Consider the following 22,923-nt stretch of genomic DNA (forward strand, 5'->3'; position numbering starts at 1 on the left):
TATGCCGACGTGCTGCCCTATTTCAAACGCATGGAGACCTGGAACGACCGCGGCCACGGCGGCGACCCGGACTGGCGCGGCAAGGACGGTCCCCTGCATGTGACCCGCGGCCCCCGCGACAACCCGCTGCACGATGCCTTCGTCAAGGCAGGCGAGCAGGCCGGCTACCCGGTCACCAAAGACTACAACGGCGAGCAGCAGGAGGGCTTCGGCCCGATGGAGATGACGGTCCACAACGGCCGCCGCTGGTCCGCCGCCAACGCCTATCTGCGCCCGGCGCTGAAGCGTGAGAACTGCGACATGATCCGCGCCTTTGCCCGCAAGGTGGTGATCGAGGACGGCCGCGCGGTGGGTGTCGAGATCGAACGCGGCGGCAAAACCGAGGTGATCCGGGCAAATGCCGAGGTGATCCTGGCGGCTTCCTCGCTGAACTCGCCCAAGATGCTGATGCTGTCCGGCATCGGTCCGGCAAAGCACCTGGCTGAACATGGTATTCAGGTCGTTGCAGACCGCCCCGGCGTCGGCCGGAACCTGCAGGACCACCTTGAGTTCTACTTCCAGTTCGCCTGCAAATTGCCGATCACTCTGTTCAAGTACTGGAACCTGGTCGGCAAGGGCCTGGTCGGCGCTCAATGGCTGTTCACCAAGACCGGGCTCGGCGCCTCGAACCAGTTCGAAAGCGCCGCTTTCATCCGCTCCGACAAGGGGGTGGATTACCCGGATATCCAGTACCACTTCCTGCCCATCGCCGTCCGCTACGACGGCCAGGCCGCAGCCGAAGGCCATGGCTTCCAGGCCCATGTCGGCCCGATGCGCTCACCGTCCCGCGGCGAGGTCACGCTGGCCTCTTCTGACCCCAAGGACGCGCCGAAAATCCTGTTCAACTACATGTCGACCGAGCAGGACTGGATCGACTTCCGCAAATGCGTGCGGCTGACGCGCGAGATCTTTGCCCAGGACGCGATGAAGCCGTTCCTCAAGCATGAGATTCAGCCCGGCACCGATCTGCAGACCGACGACGAGATCGACGGCTTCCTGCGCGAGCATGTGGAAAGCGCCTATCATCCCTGCGGCACCTGCAAGATGGGGGCGGCGGATGATCCGATGGCGGTGGTCGACCCGGAATGCCGCGTGATCGGCGTCGAGGGCCTGCGCGTCGCCGACAGCTCGATCTTCCCGCGCATCACCAACGGCAACCTCAACGGCCCGTCGATCATGACCGGCGAGAAGGCTTCGGACCACATCCTGGGCCGCCGTCTGCCGTCCTCGAACGCCGAACCCTGGTTCAACCCGAACTGGCGCGAAGCGCAGCGCTGACCTGCCGCGCACCAGCAAGCCGCCCGCCACCTCCCCTTTGTGCGGGCGGCTTACTTTTCTGTCGAAAATCAGCACGTCCGCGGCATCTTTTGATCCGCGTCAAAGCGGCGGCGCGGCCCGGCGCATAACCTGTTCACGACCCTAATGAGAAGGAGCGAACAGGTGTCCAACACGCCCCATGAACTGGCACAGGAATTCCCGGACAAGGCTGCGCTGATGAGCGAGCTGAAGACGTCCGACGCCCATTTTGCCAAGCTGGCGGATGAATACCACGAGGTGAACCGCGCCGTGCACCGGGCCGAAACCAACGTGGAGCCGGTGAGCGCACAGGCTGAGACCGACATGCGCAAGCAGCGCGCCGCGCTGAAGGATGAGATCTGGGGAATCCTGTCCAAGGTCTGACCCGGTTCCGGCTAAGCAAGACGGAAGGGCGCTTCGGGCGCCCTTCTTTGTTTCGGCGGGCACGGCGGGAGTGGAAACAGCCCGGAAGAGAATCACTTTGCAGCAAATTTGAAGCAGTTTGCCCTCGGGAACTTTGGCTGGATTGGGGCTCTTCCGGCGGTCATTGCGCCTGCTCCGGAAACAATCCGCTCCCGCTGACGGACTGTCTCCGCCCAGTGGCCGAACATTAACCAATTTCCTCAAATTCGAGCTAAAATGGGGCAATCCTCCGCGCTTTGGTATAGTCTGGGTACAGCAAACGGATGTGCCTTCATACGGGCCGCTGCCTGAGTTTCGAGTTGAGGAGATGCCAGATGGAACAGACCTGCCAGACCGCTTTCGGTGAGGAGATTCAGGGCATCGCTGCAGAGGTCAGCGACGCGGAAATTCTGGCAGCTGTCCGCCGGGTGCTGACCGCGGAGGAGGTGAGCCATCCTGAGGTCGAACAGCCTGGGAAAACCTCCTTGGTTTCGGCGCTGCTCAGCAAGCTGCGCGGGTAACAGGCACCTGCCGAATTCGTAAAGCCACTGTTCGGAACACAGGGTGCAGTCCTTTGCGGCGCATCCTCTAACAGTAGTTTAAGACAGGTTCTGGCAATATGTCTGCTGGTATTCGATCAAAGCAGCTTCCAGCGCGCGCAGCTGCTGCCCTCCTCCTGGTTGATCATAGGCAATGAACAGCCTTGTGCTATCCCGGAAAACGTAGCTCTTACCATCTCCACGGGGGCTTGGACGGGTGTCGCCTGAGCGGATATAGGATTGTGTCCGCTCCCGCAGAACAGACTCCTCTCGAATAATTGGAAAGGCATCGCTGCCGGAAATCTCCATTGCACCTCCGGCTTCCGGACCTTCATCCAGATCCACGACCCAGGAGCCATTGCGTAGAAAATCCACCGGCTTTCCTTCCTCTTGCAGCACTTTGGCTCTCATCCGGAAAGTCAGCGGTACAGTGAAAGCGGCGGTTTGCAAATCGGCACTGGCGATGCCCACCAGGACTTCGCCGCCCTCCGGAAGCGGATCCCACCGGCGGGAATGGAATACGCAGCCTTCAACCTTGGCATCCAGACGGTGCCCGATCTTTTTATACTCGCTCAGCCTAGCGATTTCGTCTGCAAGCTGAGTTTGCGGAGAAGCGGCGGTCGCTTGGGAGCCGCCAGAAATGGCGAGGCAAAGTGCACACTGGCAAAGGAGCTGCTTCAAGGGGAGAGAGGTCATGCAAAGTCCTTGGTTTTGTAGAATGAAACTGGGGGGTGAAATCCTGCAAAAGCGGGGGTTCTAAGTATGTTTCGCGTTTATATACCCCTGCAAAGCATCGCAAGGCGCACGCAAAGCACGTTCCCGCGAAGCTGAGCAATTCTGTATCGCGCCCTCAGCTCACCTCGTAAGGCAGCACGCCGCGCTGGTCGGTGTTGATGGTCAGCCGCCGCTCCAGCGGCGGGACTGATCGCTGGTGGCAGTCCTTGCGCTCGCAGATCCGGCAGGAGATGCCGATCGGCTCATAGGCGCTGTCGTTGCTCACATCCAGATTGTCCGCATAGACCAGCGCATCCGCGTGGCGCACCTCGCACCCAAGCGCAATTGCATAGCGCCGCACCGGCGCGCCGTAGGAGCCGCCGGGCTTCGACACATCCCGCGCCAGGGAGATATAGCGCACCCCGTCCGGCGTCTCTGCCAGCTGGCGCAGGAAGCGGCCCGGGGTCTCAAACGCCCGGTGCACGTTCCACAGCGGGCAGGCGCCGCCGAAACGGGCAAACTGCAGCCGCGTGGCCGAGTGCCGCTTGGTGATCGTGCCGGCCTGGTCCACGCGCACAAAGAAAAACGGCAGCCCCTTGGCGCCGGGCCGCTGCAGAGTTGAGAGCCTGTGCGCAATCTGTTCGATCGAGGCGCCAAAACGGATCGACAGCAGCTCCAGGTCATGGCGGCAGGCCTGGGCTGCGTCCAGGAACCGCGTGTAGGGCATCAGCGCGGCGCCGGCAAAGTAATTCGCCAGGCCGATCTTGGCGATGGAGCGGGCCTCCTCGCTCTGAAACTTTGCAAAATCGAGGGTCGCTTCCAGCAAAGTGTTCTGCCGCAGCAGCGCCACCTGCAGCAGCATCTGGAACAACTGCGTCTGCGGGGCCGAGCGGTTCGACAGGTGCAGCACCCTGGCCTCGCCGTCATAGTGGCGCAGCCCCTCCATCTCAGTCTGGCGCACGGTGATGCCGCCGCGCTCCAGCTCGGCTATGGCTGCAGCACGGATGTCGCTGGTAGAGGCAAACCGTTCTGCCGCATGGTCCACTGCGTCGATGTAGTTGTCGCAGTAATGGAAGAAATCCCGGACCTCTTCCCAGGGAGAAGCCTGGATGCGCGCATCCTCCCGTCCCAGCGCCTCATCCAGTGAAGCCAGCCGCTCATGGGTTTGCCGGTAGGCCCGGTGCAGTGAAAGAAAGGCGCGTGCCAGGGCAGGGGCATTCGACGCCGTCAGCCGCAGGTCCGCCAGCGGCGGCGCGTCATCAGCAAAGACCGGATCCGCCATCGCCTCGCGCATGTCGCTGACCAGCCGTTCGCTGTCGCCGGCGCTCAGCTCGGTCACATCCATGCCGAATTCCTGCGCCAGCGCCAGCACCACCGTGGTCGAGACCGGGCGGTTGTTGTTCTCCATCTGGTTCAGATAGGGCAGGGAGACCCCCAGCTTGGCGGCAAAGTCCTTCTGCGTCAGCTCCAGCCGCTGCCGCATCTCGCGCAGCTTGGCGCCGGCGTAAAGTTTCTGGGTGGCCATAGGGCGTGCCTTTGCAAGTTTACTTTCCGCGCAAGTTAACTTTGCAAAATGGCGCGCGCAAGCGGTCAGACCCGCGCACCCTCCCGGAACACCTGCCGCCATTCCAGGATCCGCACTGACTTGCGCAGGCCGGTCGGCCAGAACGGGTCCGCCTGCACCAGTTCCTGGACGTCCTCCGCCGAACCGGCTTCGACGATCCACATGCCGCCCTGTCCCTCCCCGTTTTCCAAAAGCGGGCCAGCGCCCTGGACCTGCTGCCCGCGGCTGGCCAGAAATTCAAGATGGGCAGCCATATGCTGCTGCCGCAGTGTCTCCCTGCCGGGAGTGTCTTCAAACAAAACGCAATAGATCATGCTTCGCTCCTGATTGTCGCTGCAGCAGGGTGCATCATGGCAGAATTGCGCGGCAGGGTGGAATTCCGCGGCTTTAAGGTGCAAATTTGCCGCTATGAACTGGGATGACGCACGTTTTCTTCTGGGGCTGGCACGGGCAGGCAGCCTGACCGCCGCGGCCCGTCTGCTGCGGGCCGACAAAAGCACTGTGGCGCGGCGGCTGGCAGCGCTGGAGCAAGCGCTGGGGTTTGCGCTGACAGAAAGGGAGGGGAACGGCGCGTTGCGGCTGACCGCTGCGGGGCGCGGCGCGTTGCGCCATGCGGAAGCCATGGGGGATGCGGCGCAGGCGCTTCAGGCGATGGGCCAGGACGAGGCCGTGCAATTTGCAGGCACCGTCCGGCTGACAGCGGTGCCGCTGATCGTCAATCATCTGCTGCTGCCGCAGCTGCCGGACCTGCTGTCCGCCGCGCCGGGGCTGCGGGTGGAGCTGGCCAGCGACCCGCGCGACCTGAGCCTGCCTGAAGGCGAAGCCGATATTGCGCTGCGGTTTGCCCGTCCGGCTGGAACAGGGCAGGGGGTCCTGGCGCGCAAAATTGCCGTTTTGCCCTATGCGGCTTACGCCGCGCAGCAGGCCGGCCCGGATCTGCCCTGGCTGGGATATGATCCGCGGATGGGTTTCCTGCCGCAGGCAGAAGCGGTGGATGCGGCAGCGCGCCAGCCGGGGGAAACGCTGTCCCCTGCCTGTTTCAATGATGCGGAAACCCTGTTTCTCTCGGTGCTGGCTGGGCAGGGGAAGACCCTGCTGCCGCGGCTTGTAGGGTCAGCCAATGCCAATTTGCGCGAGCTGCCCTGCCCGGTGCCTTTGCCGGAGCGCGAGCTTTGGCTGATGGTCCGGCGCGACTTGCGGGGGCTGGAGCGCATTCGCCGCACCGTTGCCTGGCTGGAAGGGGTGTTTGCCGCGCCGGGCCCGGGCTGACCCTCACGCCTCTAGGCGCCGCTCCCGCCTGATCACCAGCAGGATCGAGATCAGCCCGCAGACGCCGGTGGCAAACATGATTGTCAAAAGCGGCACCGCGGTGGAGCCCGGCACCAGCAGCATGCCGGCAAAGGCGCTGAGCGCCGCGCCTGCGCCGATCATGATAGCGCCGCTAAGGCCCGAGGCGGTTCCCGCCAGATGCGGCCGCACCGAGATTGCCCCGGCAGTTGCGTTGGGGATAGCCATGCCGTTGCCGACCCCGACAAAACACATGAGGCCGAAGAACGTCCACACCGTATCAGCGCCGGACGCCGCGATCAGCAGCGACACCAGCACCCCGCCGCCATTGATCACGCAGCCCCAAAGCACCATCCGGTTGATGCCGATGCGGGTGGAATAGCGGCCGGAAACGAAGTTCCCGGCAAAGTAGCCGATTGCAGGCGCCGAGAAATAGACGCCGAGTTCCGCCGTGCTGAGGCCGTACACCTCGGTGCCGACAAACGGCGCGCCGCCCAGATAGGCAAAGAACGACCCCGACGCGAGGCCGGACGCCAGCGAATAGCCCCAGAACCGCGGCGAGCGCAGCAGCTCCGGGTATTCCTTGAATTGCGCGGTCAGCGTCTTGCCGCTTTTGCGGGCGGTCTCGCCGAAATCGGTGAAGGTGATGGCCAGCGTGGCGGCGCCCACCAGGAACAGCAGCCAGAAATTGGTCTTCCAGCCCATCCACTGGTCCAGGAAGCCGCCGATGGCCGGCCCGATCATCGGCACCACCGCCATGCCCATGGTGACATAGCCGATCATGCTGGCCGCCTGATCGGTGTCAAACATGTCCCGCACCGCGGCACGGCTGAGGACCATGGTGGCGGCCACGACGGTCTGCGCCACCCGGAACATCAGGAAAGCTTCGGCTGTGGGCGCATAAATGCAGCCCAGTGTCGCCAGCAAAAACAGCACAATGCTGGCCAGGATCACCGGCCGCCGCCCCATCTGGTCTGAAATCGGCCCGACAAAAATCTGCACCACCGCATTGCCCGCCAGATACAGCGCCACCGACAGCTGCATCACCCGGTATTCAACCGCATAATACTCCGCCATCCCCGCAAGCGACGGCAGATGCAGGTTCATGCCAAGCGCCGACAGGCCTGCCAGCAGGATCAGGGTGAAGATGCGCGGAGGCGTCCGCTGGCCGGAAATGCGGGCATTATATGTGGACATACCATCTGCCTTAGAGCAGCCCGCCGTCCTTGTCTATCGGGTAATCAGGCAACCTCTGTCATGGGCGTTGCAACGCGCAAGCATTGCGGATAGCGTTCCGGTAAAGGGAGGCTCCGCATGCTGATTTCAGCCGTATTCGCAGTAAACAGGCGCATGGACCGTTAACGGTTTCCATATCCGTTTCCATGCGCCCCCGGACCAGTTCCGGGGGTTTTTTGTTTTTGAAACAGGAGCACTGCAATGCCCGCAGCTAAATCTCCGCCGCATTTTTTCACACTGATTGTTCTGACAGCCTATGCCACCTTGTCGCTCAATATGTTTCTGCCATCCCTGCCGGGCATCGCAGCGGACCTGGATGCGGACTATGCAACCGTCAGCCTTGCAGTGTCCGGCTACCTCGGGATCACTGCTGTCATCCAGCTGATTGCGGGGTCGGTGTCGGACCGGATCGGCCGCCGCCCGGTGCTGCTTGCTGCCACCGCCCTGTTTGCCGCCGCCTCGCTGGTCTGTGCGCTGGCGCAGGATGTCTGGACCTTTCTGGCGTTCAGAATGCTGCAAGGCGGCATAATTTCCGGATATGCGCTGTCGCTTGCGATTGTGCGCGATACCTCGTCCGAGCAGAGGGCGGCCGGGCTGATCGGCTATATCAGCCTGGGCATGGCGGTTGCGCCGATGCTTGGCCCGATGCTGGGCGGGCTGCTGGATTCCGTCTTCGGCTGGCGCGCCAGTTTCCACTTCTACGCAGTGTCGGGGCTGCTGCTGTTTGCCCTGTGCTGGGCCGATTTGGGGGAAACAAGACCCGCCCGGGCAGGTGAGGCGCCACTGCCGGCAGGCGGGGCAGCCGCGCTTTTGCGGGCGCCGCTGTTTTGGGCCTATTCCCTGTGCGGCGCTTTCTCGACCGGCGCCTTCTACATTTTCCTGACGGGCGCGCCCTTGGCCGCCGCAGCGCAGTTTGCCATGCCGTCCAGCGCGCTCGGCATATGTATCGGCTCAATTACCGCCGGTTTCATGGCTGGCAGCCTGATCTCTGCGAAGCTGGCGCCGCATTGCACTCCGGCGGCCCTGATGCTGGCCGGGCGGCTGGTGGCCTGTGCCGGCCTCGCTGCGGGGCTGGCCCTGACCCTTGCAGGCCCGGCATCGCCGGTCCTCTTCTTTGGCTGCACGGTCTTTGCCGGTCTCGGCAACGGCATCACGATGCCCGCCTGCAATGCTGCGGCAATGTCTGTCGAGCCCCGGCTGGCGGGCAGCGCCGCCGGGATCAGCGGCGCGCTGACTGTGGCTGCAGGCGCTGTCCTGACCGCGCTGACGGGGTGGAGCCTTCCGGCTGCAAACCCGGCTCCTGCACTGCTGCTGCTGATGCTGCTGGCCTCGGCTGCAGGTCTCGCTGCGGTCCTTGCCGCCGTCCGGCTGCGCCGCGGCGGGGCAGGCGGCCGCGAAGCGGGGGTACAGTAGCTCCAGCTGCGCAGAACGGTCATTCCTCCGGTGCGTTCTTCCAGCGGTGGGGTTTGCTGATTTTCAACTTTGCGAACCTCGTATGCAAACGATTTGCAAATTTGCGAAAATGTCCTTTGGCTTCGCTGCAGCGCAATATATGTTCGCGCTGAAACTGACAGGGGACATGTGCCATGAAAGACATCCTTTCCGAGCTGGAAGACCGCCGCCAGGACGCGCGGCTGGGCGGCGGCCAGCGCCGCATCGACGCACAGCATGGGCGCGGCAAGCTGACAGCCCGCGAACGGATCGAACTGCTGCTGGACGAAGGCAGCTTTGAAGAGTTCGACATGTTCATCGGCCACCGCTGCACCGATTTCGGCATGGAAAACAACCGCCCGGCGGGCGACGGCGTGGTCACCGGCTGGGGCACCATCAACGGCCGCCAGGTCTATGTCTTCTCCCAGGATTTCACCGTTCTGGGCGGCTCAGTCTCGGCCACCCACGCTCAGAAGATCTGCAAGATCATGGACATGGCGGTGCAGAACGGCGCGCCGGTGATCGGCATCAACGACTCGGGCGGCGCCCGGATCCAGGAAGGCGTCGACGCGCTTGCAGGCTACGCCGAGATCTTCCAGCGCAACATCATGGCCTCCGGCGTGATCCCGCAGATCTCTGTCATCATGGGCCCCTGCGCCGGCGGCGCGGTTTACTCGCCTGCGATGACCGACTTCATCTTTATGGTCAAAGACACCTCCTACATGTTCGTGACCGGTCCCGACGTGGTGAAAACCGTGACCAATGAAGTGGTGACGGCTGAGGAACTGGGCGGCGCTTCCACCCACACCAAGAAATCCTCCGTCGCCGACGGCGCATTTGAAAACGACGTCGAGGCGCTGGCCGAAGTCCGCCGCCTGGTCGACTTCCTGCCGCTCAACAACCGCGAAAAGCCCCCCGTTCGCCCGTTCTTTGACGAGCCTGGCCGCGTCGAGAGCAGCCTGGATACCCTGATCCCGGAAAACCCCAACAGCCCCTACGACATGAAGGAGCTGATCACCAAAGTCGCGGACGAGGGCGACTTCTACGAGATCCAGGAAGACTTCGCCAAGAACATCATCACCGGCTTCATCCGCCTCGAAGGCCAGACCGTGGGTGTTGTCGCCAACCAGCCGATGGTGCTGGCGGGCTGCCTCGACATCGACTCGTCGCGCAAGGCCGCGCGCTTTGTGCGCTTCTGCGATTGTTTCGAAATCCCGATCCTGACCTTCGTCGACGTGCCGGGCTTCCTGCCGGGCACCTCCCAGGAATACGGCGGCGTCATCAAGCACGGCGCCAAGCTGCTGTTTGCCTATGGCGAAGCCACCGTGCCGAAGGTCACCGTGATCACCCGCAAGGCCTATGGCGGCGCCTACGACGTGATGGCCTCCAAGCATCTGCGCGGCGATTTCAACTATGCCTGGCCGACCGCCGAGATCGCGGTGATGGGCGCCAAGGGCGCCACCGAGATCATCCACCGCGCCGACCTCGGCGATGCGGACAAGATCGCGGCCCACACCAAGGATTATGAAGACCGTTTCGCCAACCCCTTTGTGGCGGCTGAGCGCGGTTTCATCGACGAGGTGATCATGCCCCAGTCCACCCGCCGCCGGGTTGCCCGCGCCTTTGCCTCGCTGCGGGGCAAGCAGCTGAAGAACCCGTGGAAAAAGCACGACAACATTCCGCTGTAACGAACCGCAAGAAGCTATCAGCACCTTCTCCCACAGTGCTTTTCTGCCCTGTGGGAGGTCCCTGAAACTAGGAGCAATGCATTGTTCTCAATAAAAAATTCTCTTTTTGCCTCGCTAGTCGCTGCAGTGCCCTTCCTTTGCTTGGAAGCGGGAGCGGGAGAGATGACGGGTAAGAAAACCAAAATTTCCAAGAATGACGTATACCTCCTGATGCTGTACACCCATCAGGAAAGGGCGCCGTTCACAGGTGCGGTTTTTTGCCCGGTAGCTGACGGCAAGGTTAAGGATTGCAGAAAAAGAGACGGCGGGTTCATTTTTGGAACGTACCGTTTCGACATCGGGACGTCCTGGTTTGTACGGGATCGTGATGCAGGTTTGCCGTATGCTTTGTTCGACAATGTGCGGTTTAAAGGCAAGGGGCAGTATGTTCTAACGTCAGGGACGTTTTTGGACTTCAAAGTTGTTCCGGAAGACATCACGTATTCCTTTAAATCTGAACCGGGTACTGTTTTTGTCATACCGGAAACTGGGCAGTCATCTGCCGAGGCAATCAAAATTGCCAAAACTCTCTTGCAGGGGGAGTATGGCGACGCTGCGAACCAGCTGAAAATCCGCCTCATCGACGCTGTGAAGTACAATTGCGAAGAGGGTTCGGTTTTTGACCGGACTTGCAAACCCGGCGCCTCCGTCAATCCTTCTGTGTTGCGTAAGAACTGGTAACTCGTGACCCGCAACACCTGGCATATCACGCAAATTGAGAGAGGCCTCACACTCTCCCGCCGCCTGCCTGCGTCCTTTGACGTGGCGGCGGAAACCGTGCTGCCGGCGGGCGATCCTTTGCGGCTGGCGCATCAGGTCCGTCAGGACATGTGGCGCAAGCTGCAGTCGTTGCGGGGCTTCTCTCCAGTGGTGGAGGTTACCCAAGAAGGGCAGGGGCTTAGAGTCCGGGCTGGCGGGCAGGTGATGGGCCGCGTCCCTTCCAATGCCGCAGACCTCATAGCCGGCGTTCTGGAACACCCGGGCAACCGCGCCCGCTGGCTGCGCCATGCCGGGCGGAGCAAGGGCAGACTGTGCCCTGAAACCGGTATGAAAGCGAAGAATCCGCACAAAATTGCGGCAAAAATTGACATGAAGAGCGAATCAGGCTCATGATCCGCGTCAGCCAAATTCAGACAGCGCGCGCTTTTTGTGCTGCGCCTGCAGCTCCGGCCGGAGGAGCCCGGGAAACCGGGGGCCGGGGCTGCAGACTTTTGGCTGCTTTCCCATTTGCACTTTTCACCGCCGCAGCTGATGCCAGCGAGCCTGTTGCCGTGCCCTCGGGCCAGCCGGTGACCCTTGCCGAGGTGCTGCTGGATGACGCGCCGGGCCAGACCTGGGTGCGGTTCCGTTTTCTGGCGCCGGAAATCGCCCGCGAAACCGGCACCGTCAGCTATGAAGCGGCGGCGCCTGACATGGATCACCTCTGCGAGACCCTGGCGCTGCCTTACCTGGCGGAGAACGGCCTCACGCCTGCGCGGGTGGTGATCTCGCTGTCGGACCGGATGGTGCCCTTTGGCGCGCAGAACCCCGCCGCAACCCAGTTTTTCGAAGCCTACCGCCCGGAAAACGCAAGCTGCATGTGGGAGGCTTTCTGATGCTTCCACAACATCTTGCGGGACATACTTCAGATAGGCGGATTCTTGCGGCATTGCAGCCACAACCCCGTCATTTGCCGCGATTCGCATGTGACTCGGGCGCAAACCCCGCTATCCTTGGCGCGGGCAGCCATCAGGCTGCCTTCACATTGAGGTTGAGGCACGCGGGCGGTGAGACCCCCGCAGGTTTCGCATTTGTAATCAGGAGACAGAGATGTCCAAGAGCATCAAGCTATTCGCCCTGGCAGGCCTGCTGGCCGCCGTTGCAGCCTGCGCCCAGCAGGAAGAAGAATTCGTCGTGGTCGAGCCCGAGCCGATCTCGCAAGAGCCGGCCTTCACCGGCAAATACAAGTAAAGACCATAAGGGTCCGGCCCTGCGGCCGGCCCTTTCCCGCCCGCAGGGTGCCGGACAGGAGGCACCCAAATGCTGAAACACCGCGGGTTCCCGGGCCGTATGCCCGGCACCGATTTCCAATTCACCATCCGCCGCCCGAACCCCAAAGGGGTGACGCCGCTGATCCGGCGCGAGCGCTTCCGCGACCGCAAGAATGTCGACAAACGCGTCGATATGACCTTCATGCAGGCGCTGTGGGAGCATTTCGGCAATGAGCCGTTCGAGCGCGGCAACCTGGATGCGGGCCGCCTGAGCTGGCTGTTCGGCCGCGAGGTGATTGCCGCCGAGGATCCCTTTGATCCGGAAAGCTATGAAGCGCTGCTGGTCATTGACGAGGCGGTTGCGCGCGCGTCCTTCCCGGAGGCGTTCGAGTAATGGCGAAGCCCTGGACGCATAACGTGCAGCAGGCACCGCGGATCTCTCCGCGATGCCTGCCGCTGCGTCCGGGGCGCCGCGCCCTAGAAGTTCAGCTGCACAGCGAACTGCACCCGGTCGCCATCGAACGTGTTGCCGGAAATGGCGTCATTGCGTTCGCCAAAGATGTATTCGGCGCTCAGCGTCAGATTGTCGGTGGGGTTGAAGAAGGCGTTCACGTGAACGGTCTCCAGCTCGGTGAAGGACAGCGTGCCGGTCGAGGTCGGCAGATCGTAATCCTCGCGCCCGTAGCCGATGCCGACGTTCCATTTCTCGCCAAGATCCTGGCGGAACTCGAGGGTGTAGCCCTCCACGTCGTTGGCCTGGCCGCCGACAACGGCGTCGCCGAGACCGATCAGCAGCGGCCCCAGCGCCTCGCCATCCACGTAAGTTGCCTGGAACAGGCCGCCGTCCCAGGGGCGGATCGAGCCCGACAGGGTCACCCCGGTCTGATCGACCTCGGTGCCGCCGCTTTCAATGGTGCCCGCAAGGCCGGCAATCCGCGCGGTGAACAGTTCATTGCTGTACTGGAAGGCCGCAGTGGCGACAGGATCGCTGGAGGCGGCGGTGTTTTCCTCCAGCGAAAGGCTGTAGTCGAAGCCGTCGCCAAAGCTGTTGCTGTAGCGGATCTGCGGCACCCGGGCAAAGGCGATGCCGACCGGGCCGTTGAACTCGACGCTGGTGGGGTATTCGCCCAGCGGCATGAAGTTGGTCCAGTACTGGCCGACCAGCCAATTGTCGCCGATCTGCACATTGGCGTGGCGCAGCCGCAGTTCGGACGTGCCGCCCGAGGCAAAGAGGTCGAACTCCAGCTGGCCGCGCAGGGTTCCGAAATCGCTTTCGGTGGTGGTGCGGATGCCCAAGCGCGACTGGCGCACGGTGGCGCCGAACTCGCCGTCGGTGGCGTTGACCGGCTCGCCGATGTTGTTGACGAAGGCGGTATCGCCCTGGGTGAAATCGAAGTCGTAGTAAAAGTCGGCTTTGACGTAGCCGTAGATGTCGACGGCGGTGTTGCCCAGCCGGAAATCCCCGGGGGCGCCGGTCACCTGCTGGTTCTCAGCCTCCAGGGCCTCGACCCGCGCGCGCAGCTCCTGCAGTTCAGCGCTGGTGTCCGCCTGCGCCAGCCCGGCGCTGCCGGCAAGTGCAGCAGCAGCCAGGGCAGCACGCCCTTTATGCACCTGTTTCATGGGGTTATCCCTCCTCCTTCAATGGTGTGCGGCCACGCTTTCACGGACCGCAAACAGGGGGAAATGACATCAAGGCGAGCTGCCGTGACTTTCAAAGCTTGGAAAAGTGATCAGAAATCACGCAGCATTGCCGGGTTTGTGAACCGATCGGTCAAGTATCTGCCGGCGCGGCAAATTCCGGTGCCGCTGCGCCGCGTTTGTTCACGCAAGTTTCAGGCGCCTGCCGCCCGCCGCGCGGATCCGCGCCAGGCCTGTCACGGCGATGTGACAGCACCGGTGCGCCCTGGCGCCACCTGCCATGGCACCCATCGCCGTTTCGGCGTGAATTTGCACACGGGCCTTTCAGTTCAGCAGGAATCTGCTCAAATCAAGCGCCTTGCATTTCAGGGGCTTACAGGGGCCGCAAGCCCGTGCATCGTGGGTCAAGCAGCGCAGCCACGCTGCAGTGCCGAGCATCTGTTCCGGCCCCTTCGCCTGAACGGGCAGGTTCGCGCCCCCATCCGCGGCCTGCCCGTCTTTTATCCCCTTCAGGCACTGGCGGAAGCTTGCCGTATACCCCCCCCAATGCGGCAAGCCTCCGCCCAACTTTCCGCCCCGCCGGCGGAAGCGTTGATCCGCATTCCCAGGCCTGCAATTCCGGCAGGGACATTTACGTCCCCGGAAGAAGGAAACTGGACATGCGGGCAAAATCTCTCATCGCGGCGTTCTCGCTCTGCGGCCTCGTGGCAGCCTGCGGCGACACCGCCGGCGAACGGATTGTTTACGGCGGCGGCGCCGGCGCAGCGGGCGCGCTGCTGCTGGATGCCAACCCGATCACCGGCGCCGCAATCGGCGTCGCGGCCAACCTCGTCTACTGCGAGCAAAACCCCCGCAAGTGCTAAGGCCGCGGCCTCTGCACATCTGAACAGCCGGCCCCTCCGGGCCGCTCGTGACATCGCGCATGCGCCGTGCCTGGGCTCGCCCCGGGCGCGGCGTTTTGCATTCCGGAATGCCAAGGGCCAAGGGCCAGAATACAAAGGGACTGCCTATGTTTGATAAGATCCTGATCGCCAACCGGGGCGAGATCGCCTGCCGGGTGATCAAAACCGCGCGCAAGATGGGCATCAAGACCGTTGCCATCTACTCCGACGCCGACAAGCAGGCCCTGCATGTGCAAATGGCGGATGAGGCCGTCCACATCGGCCCTCCGCCGGCCAACCAGTCCTATATCGTCATCGACAAGGTGATGGAGGCGATCCGTGCAACCGGCGCCCAGGCCGTGCATCCGGGCTACGGCTTCCTGTCCGAGAACGCGAAATTTGCCGAGGCGCTTGAGGCCGAAGGCGTCGCCTTTGTCGGCCCCCCGGTCGGCGCCATCGAAAGCATGGGCGACAAGATCACCTCCAAGAAAATCGCGCAGGAGGCAGGCGTCTCCACCGTGCCCGGCTACATGGGCCTGATCGAAGACGCCGACGAGGCCGTGCGCATCTCCAACGACATCGGCTACCCGGTGATGATCAAGGCCTCCGCCGGCGGCGGCGGCAAGGGCATGCGGATCGCCTGGAACGACGAAGAAGCCCGCGAAGGCTTCCAGTCCTCCAAGAACGAGGCCGCGAACTCCTTTGGCGACGACCGGATCTTCATCGAGAAATTCGTCACCCAGCCGCGCCACATCGAAATCCAGGTGCTTTGCGACAAGCACGGCAACGGCATTTACCTGGGCGAGCGCGAATGCTCGATCCAGCGCCGCAACCAGAAAGTCGTGGAAGAAGCCCCGTCGCCCTTCCTGGACGAGGAAACTCGCAAAGCCATGGGCGAGCAGGCCGTGGCGCTGGCCAAGGCGGTGGGCTATTCCTCCGCTGGCACCGTGGAATTCATCGTCGACGGCGACAAGAACTTCTACTTCCTGGAAATGAACACCCGCCTGCAGGTGGAACACCCGGTGACCGAGCTGATCACCGGCGTCGACCTGGTCGAGCAGATGATCCGCGTCGCTGATGGCGGCGAGCTGCCGCTGCGCCAGGAAGACGTGAAACTGACCGGCTGGGCGATTGAAAACCGTCTTTATGCCGAAGATCCGTACCGCAACTTCCTGCCCTCCATCGGCCGCCTGACCCGCTACCGCCCGCCGGCGGAAGTGGCCTCCGGCCCGATGCTTGAGAACGGCACCTGGCATGGCGACGCGCCCACAGGCGCAACTGCCGTGCGCAACGACACCGGCGTCTATGAAGGCGGCGAGATCTCGATGTACTACGACCCGATGATCGCCAAGCTCTGCACCTGGGCTCCGACCCGCGGCGAGGCAATCGAGGCGATGCGCGTGGCGCTCGACAGCTTCGAGGTTGAGGGCATCGGCCACAACCTGCCGTTTGTGGCGGCGGTGATGGACCATGAGAAATTCGTCTCCGGCGACATGACCACCGCCTTCATCGCTGAAGAGTACCCCGATGGCTTTGAAGGTGTCGAACTGCCGGAAGCAGACCTGCGCAAGATCGCAGCCTCCTGTGCCGCCATGCACCGGGTTGCCGAAATCCGCCGCACCCGCGTGTCGGGCCGGATGGACAACCACGAGCGCAAGGTGGGCACCGATTGGGTTGTGAACCTGCAGGGCCAGTCCTTCAGCGTGGTGACCGATGCGGACCGCGAAGGCGCCACCGTGCGCTTTGACGACGGCACCGAGCTGCGGGTGGCGTCTGACTGGACCCCGGGCGACCAGCTGGCCACTTTGGACGTCAGTGGCGAAACCCTGGTGCTGAAGGTCGGCAAGGTGACCCAGGGCTTCCGCGTCCGCTCCCGCGGCGCTGACCTGACCGTCAAGGTCCGCACCCCGCGCCAGGCAGAACTGGCCGAGCTGATGCCGGAAAAACTGCCGCCGGACACCTCCAAGATGCTGCTCTGCCCGATGCCCGGCCTGATCGTGAAGGTCGACGTCGAAGTGGGGCAGGAGGTCCAGGAGGGGCAGGCGCTCTGCACCGTCGAGGCGATGAAGATGGAAAACATCCTGCGCGCCGAGAAGAAGGGCGTCGTCTCCAAGATCAACGCGGGTGCCGGCGACAGCCTGGCGGTCGACGATGTGATCATGGAATTCGAATAATGCACCACGGGGCAGGCACATATGCAGGCGGGCAGGCGGGTTTTCCCGCCCCCGTTGGCGTGCCTGCTCCCCTCAGCATGCCTGCATGCACGAAATCTTCAGGAATCCCTGCGACACTGACGCGGTTTGAAGACCTCAAGGTGCCGCATGATACGTCTCCTGACCTGCTTTCTGGCCGCATTGGCCATTCTGTCCGGCTGCGCGCTGGACAAGGAGGACGCCCTGCGCGCCCAGCTTTCCGCCTGGGTCGAACTGGGGGAGACTTACTTCTTCCAATCCTCATCCAGCTGCACCGCAGCGGTGTTCCACACCGCGGAGAGCCCGCGCATCACCTCTATGCTGGACCGCGCCCGCTCGATCGAAACCGGCATGAAGATGCTGGACGCGGGCAAGCCGGTGGTCTTTGCGGTTTCCGGAAAATCCCCCAACGCGGTGACCGAGGCCATCATGTCCCGCAACCTGCCGCAGGGGCTGGGCGTGCTGAACTCCGGGCTGGCAGGTGTCAGCTGCATGTCGGATCTGGTGAAATCGATCTACTACCAGGCCATCCGCAACCCCGCGTCCAAACTGGTCTTTGTGCCGGACGGCCACGCCATGCTGGTCCTGGACAAACAGGCCATGGCACTGATCTACGTCCGCGGCAACGGCTGACCGTTCAGCCGCCGCGGCGTTCTTCCACTTCGCGCTGGCGGTCGGGGAATTTGTCGATGGTGCGCGACAGCTCGCGCACTGTCCACGGGTGCGGCTTGCGCAGCTTGACGCCGCCGTCCTTGCCCACCAGAACCAGCATGAAGCCGCGCGGCCGCAGTTTCTTGCGGAGAGCTGATTTTGCCGCCGGGTCGGTATCCGTCAGCACCACCACATCACGGGCCCGCAAGGCGTCCTCGCCTTGCATCAGCCGCTCCATCTGCTCTTCGAACCGCGGGTCTTCGGGGCTGTCTGCAAACACCACCACCGGGCGGTGCGTCCACTGGAAATCCGCCAGCGCCGCGTCATACCCGGGCTGGATCAATTCAGGCGTGCTGCCGTCGGCAGCCAAGGCTGCCACCGGAAGAAAACCCGCCAAAACAACGCTTAGGATTGCTCTCATGATCTCTCCTGTCCCGTTGAATATATGTTCAGCGGCGGCAAATGCGACTGAGAAATCCGTGACTTGCTCAAAAAATATCATCGTTAACGGGATAATGAGGGGTTGCCGGCCATGATTGTGCCATTCCCCTTGACCGGGCTGCGGCCTGCGGCCCTCCAAAAGAGGTCCCGAAGCACGATGAAAGTGATCCTTCATACCGGCGCGCACCGCTGCGCAACCACGTCGTTCCAGGAATACATGCGCCAGAACACGCATGGGCTTGGCAAACAGGGCATCGGGTTTTGGGGACCGTTCCGCACCCGCAACGGTCTGTTTCACGGCATCCAGCCGGGGCCAGCCAGCGTTACCGGCCGCAACCTCGCACAGCGCGCCCGCGGACGGCTGCAGATCCAGCTCTCCAACTGCCGCGACAAAGGCGTGCACCAGCTGCTGGTCAGCGATGAAAACATGATGGGCACAATCCGCGAAAACCTGCGCCTTGGCGATCTTTACGGTGGCGTGGGCGAGCGGATGGCACGCTTCTCCCAGGCTTTCGGCCGGACCGTGAGCGACATTGCGCTCAGCATCCGCAGCCTGGACAGCTACTGGACCTCTGCGCTGGCCTATGCCGTCGCGCGCGGCCACCGGGTGCCGTCAACTGCTCAGCTGGACCGCATCGTGCAGGCCCCGCGCAGCTGGCGGGACGTGATCGCCGACATCGCCTGCGCGATGCCGGATACCCGGCTGCACGTGCTGCCGTTTGAAACCTTCGGAACCCGCCCCGAAGCGCAGCTGGAAGCGCTGACCGGAGTAGAGGCGCCCAAAACCCACGCACGGGTGCGCCTCAACGCCTCGCTCTGCCTGCAGGACCTCAAGGCCAGCGTGCCCGGTTCTGTAGCCGCCAAGCTGCCTGAGGGAACAGGCCGCTGGCGCCCCTTTGACGACACGCAGGCCGCACTCCTGCGCGAACGCTACGCCGACGACATGATGTGGCTGGCAGGCGGTGCCGACGGCACCGCCACGCTGGCCCATGACCCGGATAAACTGGCGGCGGGCCTGAACCCGCCCCGTACCGCACTGACAAGAGGAAGACCTGATGACAAACAAAGACGAATGGCGGGCTCTGGCTGAGAAAGAGCTCCGCGGACGGGCGGTTGACGACCTCAACTGGCAGACGCTGGAAGGCATTGAGGTCAAACCGCTCTACACTGAGGAAGACACCAAAGAGCTGCCCCATATGGGCACTCTGCCGGGCTTTGGCCCCTTTACCCGCGGCGTCAAGGCGACCATGTACGCAGGCCGCCCCTGGACCATCCGCCAGTACGCGGGCTTCTCCACTGCCGAAGAATCCAACGCCTTCTACCGCCGCAACCTGGCTGCGGGCCAGCAGGGCGTCTCGGTCGCCTTCGACCTCGCCACCCACCGCGGCTATGACAGCGACCACCCCCGTGTGGTCGGTGACGTCGGCAAGGCCGGCGTCGCCATCGACTCCGTCGAGGACATGAAAATCCTGTTCGACGGCATCCCGCTCGACAAGGTTTCGGTCTCGATGACCATGAACGGCGCGGTGATCCCGGTGCTGGCCTCCTTCATCGTCGCAGGCGAGGAGCAGGGCCACGACAAATCGGTCCTAGCGGGCACCATTCAGAACGACATTCTGAAGGAATTCATGGTCCGCAACACCTATATCTACCCGCCGGAACCGTCGATGCGGATCATCTCGGATATCATCGAGTACACCTCGAACGAGATGCCCAAGTTCAACTCCATCTCGATCTCCGGCTACCACATGCAGGAAGCCGGCGCGAACCTGGTGCAGGAACTTGCCTATACCATCGCGGACGGGCGCGAATATGTGCGCGCGGCGCTGAATGCCGGCATGGATGTGGACAAATTCGCAGGCCGCCTGAGCTTCTTCTTTGCCATCGGCATGAATTTCTTCATGGAAATTGCCAAGCTGCGTGCGGCGCGCACCCTGTGGCACCGGGTGATGACCGAGTTCGGCGCCAAGTCCGAACGCTCCAAGATGCTGCGCACCCACTGCCAGACCTCGGGCGTTTCCCTGCAGGAGCAGGATCCCTACAACAACGTGATCCGCACCGCGTACGAGGCAATGTCGGCCGTGCTCGGCGGCACCCAGTCCCTGCACACCAACGCGCTCGATGAAGCCATCGCGCTGCCCACCGACTTCTCCGCCCGCATCGCCCGCAACACCCAGCTGGTGCTGCAGGAGGAAACCGGCGTGACCAATGTGGTCGATCCGCTGGCCGGCTCCTACTACATCGAAAGCCTGACCAACGACCTCATCGAAAAAGCCTGGGCGCTGATGGAAGAGGTCGAGGAAATGGGCGGCATGACCAAAGCTGTTGAGTCCGGCATGCCCAAGCTGCGCATCGAAGAGTCAGCCGCCCGCCGCCAGGCGATGGTCGACCGCGGCGACGAGGTTGTGGTTGGCGTCAACAAGTACCGCAAGGACAAGGAAGACCCGATCGACATCCTGGATGTCGACAACCACGCGGTGCGCGATGCCCAGATTGCCCGGCTTGAGAAAATGCGCGCCAACCGCGACGAGGCCGCCTGCCAGGCCGCCCTCGATGAACTCACCCGCCGCGCCGAGGCCGGCAGCGGCAACCTTCTGGAAGCAGCAGTCGAAGCCGCCCGCGCGCGGGCCTCAGTCGGAGAGATCTCCATGGCAATGGAAAAGGAATTCGGCCGCCACCGCGCGGAAGTCAAAACCCTGGCCGGCGTCTATGGCGCGGCCTATGAGGGCGACGAAGGCTTTGCCGCGATCCAGAAATCGATCGAGGACTTCGCCGAGGAAGAAGGCCGCCGCCCGCGTCTGCTGGTCGTCAAGATGGGCCAGGACGGCCACGACCGCGGCGCCAAGGTGATCGCGACGGCCTTTGCCGACATCGGCTTTGACGTCGACGTGGGCCCGCTGTTCCAGACCCCGGCCGAGGCTGCCCAGGACGCCATCGACAACGACGTCCATGTGATCGGTATCTCCTCGCAGGCGGCGGGTCACAAGACCCTCGCACCGCAGCTGGTCGAGGCGCTGGAAGCCGAAGGCGCAGGCGACATCATCGTGATCTGCGGCGGCGTCATTCCGCAGCAGGACTACGAGTTCCTGTACTCGAAGGGCGTCAAGGCCATCTTCGGCCCCGGCACCAACATCCCCGAGGCCGCCCAGGACATCCTGCGCCTGATCCGCGAAGCGCGCAGCTGAGCAAAGCAGGGGGGCTGCCTGCCCCCCTGACCTCCCGGGGGTATTTCGGACCAGAAAAAAGGGAGCGGGCTGCTCGCGTTGGGGGGAGGCGTTCCCCAAAATGCTGATATTCAGGTTCCCAAGAAAAAACTGCGGCTGGAAAGAAACTCAATTCGCGTAAGGCTTTGGGAAAAGGACATTGAGTTTCTGCACAAGTTCACCGCAAGCGGGGCGCCGGCCAGCGCGGGCAGAGCCTTGAAGACCTTGAAGAGATTTCAGAGCCCGGTAATTACAGGCACTGGATGGCGCGAGATTGATTTGGAAGAAACCGAAGCTGATCAAATGATTGATTTTCTTGGCTCTCTTCTGCAGCTGGAAGGCATTGGTCAGGACGGAGAAATCAATGCCTCTGGGTACGCATTCGAGCGGTTGATTGACTTATTCTCAAGCGAGAAATGACTGCAGCATCTGAATGCGCGTGCTTGGTAGGCTGATCCCAGGCTGCGATAGCATGGGACGGGCCTAATCTTTAAAGGCGACACAGAATTTCAGCAAAATTCCCGCCTTGCGCCCCGCCGCCGTCCGGCTAGTCTCTGGCCGCAAAAGGGGAGGCGCGCAAATGATACTCGATCACCTGGCGGTGGCAGGCGGAACGCTGGAAGAGGCTGTCGCCCATACCGAAGACGCTCTGGGCGTCGCCCTCGGCCCGGGCGGCCAGCACCCGCGGTACGGTACCCATAACCGTCTCATCGGGCTGGAGGACGGGCTGTACCTTGAAGCCATTGCCATCGACCCCGGGACCCAGCCGCAGGAGCAGCCGCGCTGGTTCAACCTCGACCGCTTCGAAGGGCCCGCAAAGCTGAACAACTGGATCCTGCGCAGCGAGGATCTGGAAGCGGAGAAGCTTCTGCTTCCGCCCCACGCGCAGCGGCATGTGCAGATGCAGCGCGGGGATCTCAGCTGGCTGATGACGGTGCCCGCAGACGGGCTGCTGCCTTTTGACAACATCTTCCCCGCGGTCCTGCAGTGGCAGGCCGAGCCGCCTGCAGGCAGGCTGCCGCAATCGGGCTGCCGCCTAAGCCGCCTTGTGGTCAGCCATCCTGAGGCGGCCGGTCTGCAGACTGCGCTGGACCGGGTCATCAATGATCCGCGCCTGGCAGTGGAGCAGGGGACGCCGGCCCTGATGGCTGAGTTTGACACCCCGCATGGCAAACGGGTGCTGCGGTGATTATCCGCTCTGCCGCCGCCGCCGATGCCGAGGCTGTCTGCGCCATTGCCAACCAGGTCATCCACGGCACGCTGGCCACCTTCAACACCATCGAGAAGACGCCGGAGCAGGTGCGCGAACAGATCGCCGCGGCCAAAGGCGCCTATCTGGTGGCGGAGCAGGGCGGAGATATCCTCGGGCACGCGTATTTCTTCCCGTTCCGCTCCGGCCCCGGCTACCGCTTTACGGCTGAGCATACCATTCACCTGCTGCCCGCAGCGCAGGGCCTTGGCATTGGCCGCACGCTGCTGCAGGCCCTGGAGGAAAAAGCAAAGCAGGCGGGCATTCACGTGCTGATCGCCAGCGTCAGCAGCGCCAACCCCGGCGCCATCGCCTTTCACGCCGCTTTGGGCTACGCGGAAACGGCAAGGATGCCGGAACTGGGCTGCAAATGGGGGCAGTGGCTGGATACCATCTTCATGCAGAAAATCCTGACGCCCGGAATTCCCGCCCCTGACAGCCCCGGCAAAGACCGTTAGGCTTG

The 22,923-nt window shown here is 63.2% G+C and carries 25 protein-coding genes; 19 read left to right on the forward strand and 6 right to left on the reverse strand.

All coding sequences use genetic code 11. The features are described 5' to 3' along the window. From RA20_RS03015 to RA20_RS03025, 3 genes are all read left to right on the forward strand, one after another. The coding region (locus RA20_RS03015; RefSeq protein ID WP_039124524.1) for a choline dehydrogenase at positions 1-1,317 on the forward strand (1,317 nt) is incomplete at its 5' end. Positions 1,318-1,479: 162 nt separating this feature from the next. Further along, the gene (locus RA20_RS03020; protein WP_039124526.1) at positions 1,480-1,719 is read left to right on the forward strand and encodes a YdcH family protein; all 240 of its coding nucleotides are present in this window, start codon (positions 1,480-1,482) and stop codon (positions 1,717-1,719) included. A 353-nt stretch (positions 1,720-2,072) separates the two neighbouring features. Further along, positions 2,073-2,258: a hypothetical protein gene (locus RA20_RS03025; protein WP_039124527.1), complete on the forward strand. Its 186-nt coding sequence runs from the start codon at positions 2,073-2,075 to the stop codon at positions 2,256-2,258. Positions 2,259-2,336: 78 nt separating this feature from the next. On the opposite strand, the gene RA20_RS03030 is transcribed toward RA20_RS03025, so the two are convergent. The 3 genes from RA20_RS03030 to RA20_RS03040 form a co-directional block, all read right to left on the reverse strand. Continuing rightward, positions 2,337-2,972, reverse strand: a complete 636-nt coding sequence (locus tag RA20_RS03030; RefSeq protein WP_039124529.1) for a hypothetical protein — start codon at positions 2,970-2,972, stop codon at positions 2,337-2,339. 154 nt (positions 2,973-3,126) lie between these two features. Then, complete coding sequence (locus RA20_RS03035) at positions 3,127-4,515, reverse strand: helix-turn-helix domain-containing protein (RefSeq protein WP_039124531.1); 1,389 nt, start codon at positions 4,513-4,515, stop codon at positions 3,127-3,129. Between the two features lie 65 nt (positions 4,516-4,580). Beyond that, positions 4,581-4,868, reverse strand: coding sequence for a YciI family protein (locus RA20_RS03040; protein ID WP_039124533.1), 288 nt, complete (start codon positions 4,866-4,868; stop codon positions 4,581-4,583). Positions 4,869-4,962: 94 nt separating this feature from the next. Here RA20_RS03040 and RA20_RS03045 point away from each other — a divergent pair, with 94 nt between their 5' ends. Beyond that, positions 4,963-5,823 carry a LysR family transcriptional regulator gene (locus tag RA20_RS03045; RefSeq protein ID WP_052248802.1) on the forward strand — a complete coding sequence of 287 codons (861 nt, stop codon included), beginning with the start codon at positions 4,963-4,965 and terminating at the stop codon, positions 5,821-5,823. 3 nt (positions 5,824-5,826) lie between these two features. Here the strand turns inward: RA20_RS03045 and RA20_RS03050 are convergent, their stop codons facing one another. Next, the gene (locus tag RA20_RS03050) at positions 5,827-7,038 is read right to left on the reverse strand and encodes a multidrug effflux MFS transporter (protein WP_039124535.1); all 1,212 of its coding nucleotides are present in this window, start codon (positions 7,036-7,038) and stop codon (positions 5,827-5,829) included. 240 nt (positions 7,039-7,278) lie between these two features. Here RA20_RS03050 and RA20_RS03055 point away from each other — a divergent pair, with 240 nt between their 5' ends. The 7 genes from RA20_RS03055 to RA20_RS03080 all read left to right on the forward strand — a co-directional run bounded on the left by RA20_RS03055 (position 7,279) and on the right by RA20_RS03080 (position 12,599). Then, complete coding sequence (locus tag RA20_RS03055; protein ID WP_039124537.1) at positions 7,279-8,490, forward strand: MFS transporter; 1,212 nt, start codon at positions 7,279-7,281, stop codon at positions 8,488-8,490. 173 nt (positions 8,491-8,663) lie between these two features. Beyond that, positions 8,664-10,196, forward strand: coding sequence for an acyl-CoA carboxylase subunit beta (locus tag RA20_RS03060; RefSeq protein ID WP_039124539.1), 1,533 nt, complete (start codon positions 8,664-8,666; stop codon positions 10,194-10,196). 162 nt (positions 10,197-10,358) lie between these two features. Further along, positions 10,359-10,916, forward strand: a complete 558-nt coding sequence (locus RA20_RS03065; RefSeq protein WP_039124541.1) for a hypothetical protein — start codon at positions 10,359-10,361, stop codon at positions 10,914-10,916. 81 nt (positions 10,917-10,997) lie between these two features. Further along, positions 10,998-11,348: a hypothetical protein gene (locus RA20_RS03070; RefSeq protein ID WP_241482203.1), complete on the forward strand. Its 351-nt coding sequence runs from the start codon at positions 10,998-11,000 to the stop codon at positions 11,346-11,348. Positions 11,349-11,446: 98 nt separating this feature from the next. Continuing rightward, on the forward strand, positions 11,447-11,830 hold the full coding sequence (locus RA20_RS03075) for a DUF6497 family protein (RefSeq protein WP_342586142.1): 384 nt from the start codon (positions 11,447-11,449) through the stop codon (positions 11,828-11,830). A gap of 214 nt (positions 11,831-12,044) precedes the next feature. Next, positions 12,045-12,185, forward strand: coding sequence for a hypothetical protein (locus RA20_RS25665; protein WP_193748759.1), 141 nt, complete (start codon positions 12,045-12,047; stop codon positions 12,183-12,185). A 69-nt stretch (positions 12,186-12,254) separates the two neighbouring features. Beyond that, a complete protein-coding gene (locus RA20_RS03080) occupies positions 12,255-12,599 on the forward strand; it encodes a hypothetical protein (RefSeq protein WP_039124546.1) in 345 nt (114 codons plus the stop codon). Positions 12,600-12,682: 83 nt separating this feature from the next. Here the strand turns inward: RA20_RS03080 and RA20_RS03085 are convergent, their stop codons facing one another. Continuing rightward, positions 12,683-13,825: a DcaP family trimeric outer membrane transporter gene (locus RA20_RS03085; protein WP_039124548.1), complete on the reverse strand. Its 1,143-nt coding sequence runs from the start codon at positions 13,823-13,825 to the stop codon at positions 12,683-12,685. Between the two features lie 677 nt (positions 13,826-14,502). Here RA20_RS03085 and RA20_RS03095 point away from each other — a divergent pair. The 3 genes from RA20_RS03095 to RA20_RS03105 all read left to right on the forward strand — a co-directional run bounded on the left by RA20_RS03095 (position 14,503) and on the right by RA20_RS03105 (position 17,549). Next, complete coding sequence (locus tag RA20_RS03095) at positions 14,503-14,706, forward strand: hypothetical protein (protein ID WP_039124551.1); 204 nt, start codon at positions 14,503-14,505, stop codon at positions 14,704-14,706. Positions 14,707-14,852: 146 nt separating this feature from the next. Beyond that, on the forward strand, positions 14,853-16,898 hold the full coding sequence (locus tag RA20_RS03100; RefSeq protein WP_039124554.1) for an acetyl-CoA carboxylase biotin carboxylase subunit: 2,046 nt from the start codon (positions 14,853-14,855) through the stop codon (positions 16,896-16,898). Between the two features lie 147 nt (positions 16,899-17,045). Further along, positions 17,046-17,549 (forward strand): hypothetical protein, encoded by a 504-nt coding sequence (locus tag RA20_RS03105; protein WP_039124555.1) that lies wholly within the window; start codon positions 17,046-17,048, stop codon positions 17,547-17,549. Between the two features lie 4 nt (positions 17,550-17,553). On the opposite strand, the gene RA20_RS03110 is transcribed toward RA20_RS03105, so the two are convergent. Next, complete coding sequence (locus RA20_RS03110) at positions 17,554-17,988, reverse strand: DUF4174 domain-containing protein (protein ID WP_039124725.1); 435 nt, start codon at positions 17,986-17,988, stop codon at positions 17,554-17,556. Positions 17,989-18,165: 177 nt separating this feature from the next. Between RA20_RS03110 and RA20_RS03115 the strand changes: the two genes are divergently transcribed. The 5 genes from RA20_RS03115 (at position 18,166) to RA20_RS03135 (ending at position 22,918) form a co-directional block, all read left to right on the forward strand. Next, positions 18,166-19,098, forward strand: coding sequence for a hypothetical protein (locus tag RA20_RS03115; RefSeq protein WP_039124557.1), 933 nt, complete (start codon positions 18,166-18,168; stop codon positions 19,096-19,098). Then, a complete protein-coding gene (gene scpA, locus RA20_RS03120; RefSeq protein ID WP_039124559.1) occupies positions 19,064-21,193 on the forward strand; it encodes a methylmalonyl-CoA mutase in 2,130 nt (709 codons plus the stop codon). Before RA20_RS03115 ends, scpA begins: the two co-directional genes overlap by 35 nt. Before the next feature lie 78 nt (positions 21,194-21,271). Continuing rightward, the gene (locus RA20_RS03125; protein ID WP_039124561.1) at positions 21,272-21,631 is read left to right on the forward strand and encodes a hypothetical protein; all 360 of its coding nucleotides are present in this window, start codon (positions 21,272-21,274) and stop codon (positions 21,629-21,631) included. A 160-nt stretch (positions 21,632-21,791) separates the two neighbouring features. Then, positions 21,792-22,400 carry a VOC family protein gene (locus tag RA20_RS03130; RefSeq protein WP_039124562.1) on the forward strand — a complete coding sequence of 203 codons (609 nt, stop codon included), beginning with the start codon at positions 21,792-21,794 and terminating at the stop codon, positions 22,398-22,400. Beyond that, positions 22,397-22,918 (forward strand): GNAT family N-acetyltransferase, encoded by a 522-nt coding sequence (locus RA20_RS03135; RefSeq protein WP_039124563.1) that lies wholly within the window; start codon positions 22,397-22,399, stop codon positions 22,916-22,918. The genes RA20_RS03130 and RA20_RS03135 overlap by 4 nt, the downstream gene beginning before the upstream one ends. Positions 22,919-22,923 lie beyond the last annotated feature (5 nt).

The sequence above is a fragment of the Leisingera sp. ANG-Vp genome (assembly GCF_000813725.1).
Taxonomy (GTDB): domain Bacteria; phylum Pseudomonadota; class Alphaproteobacteria; order Rhodobacterales; family Rhodobacteraceae; genus Leisingera.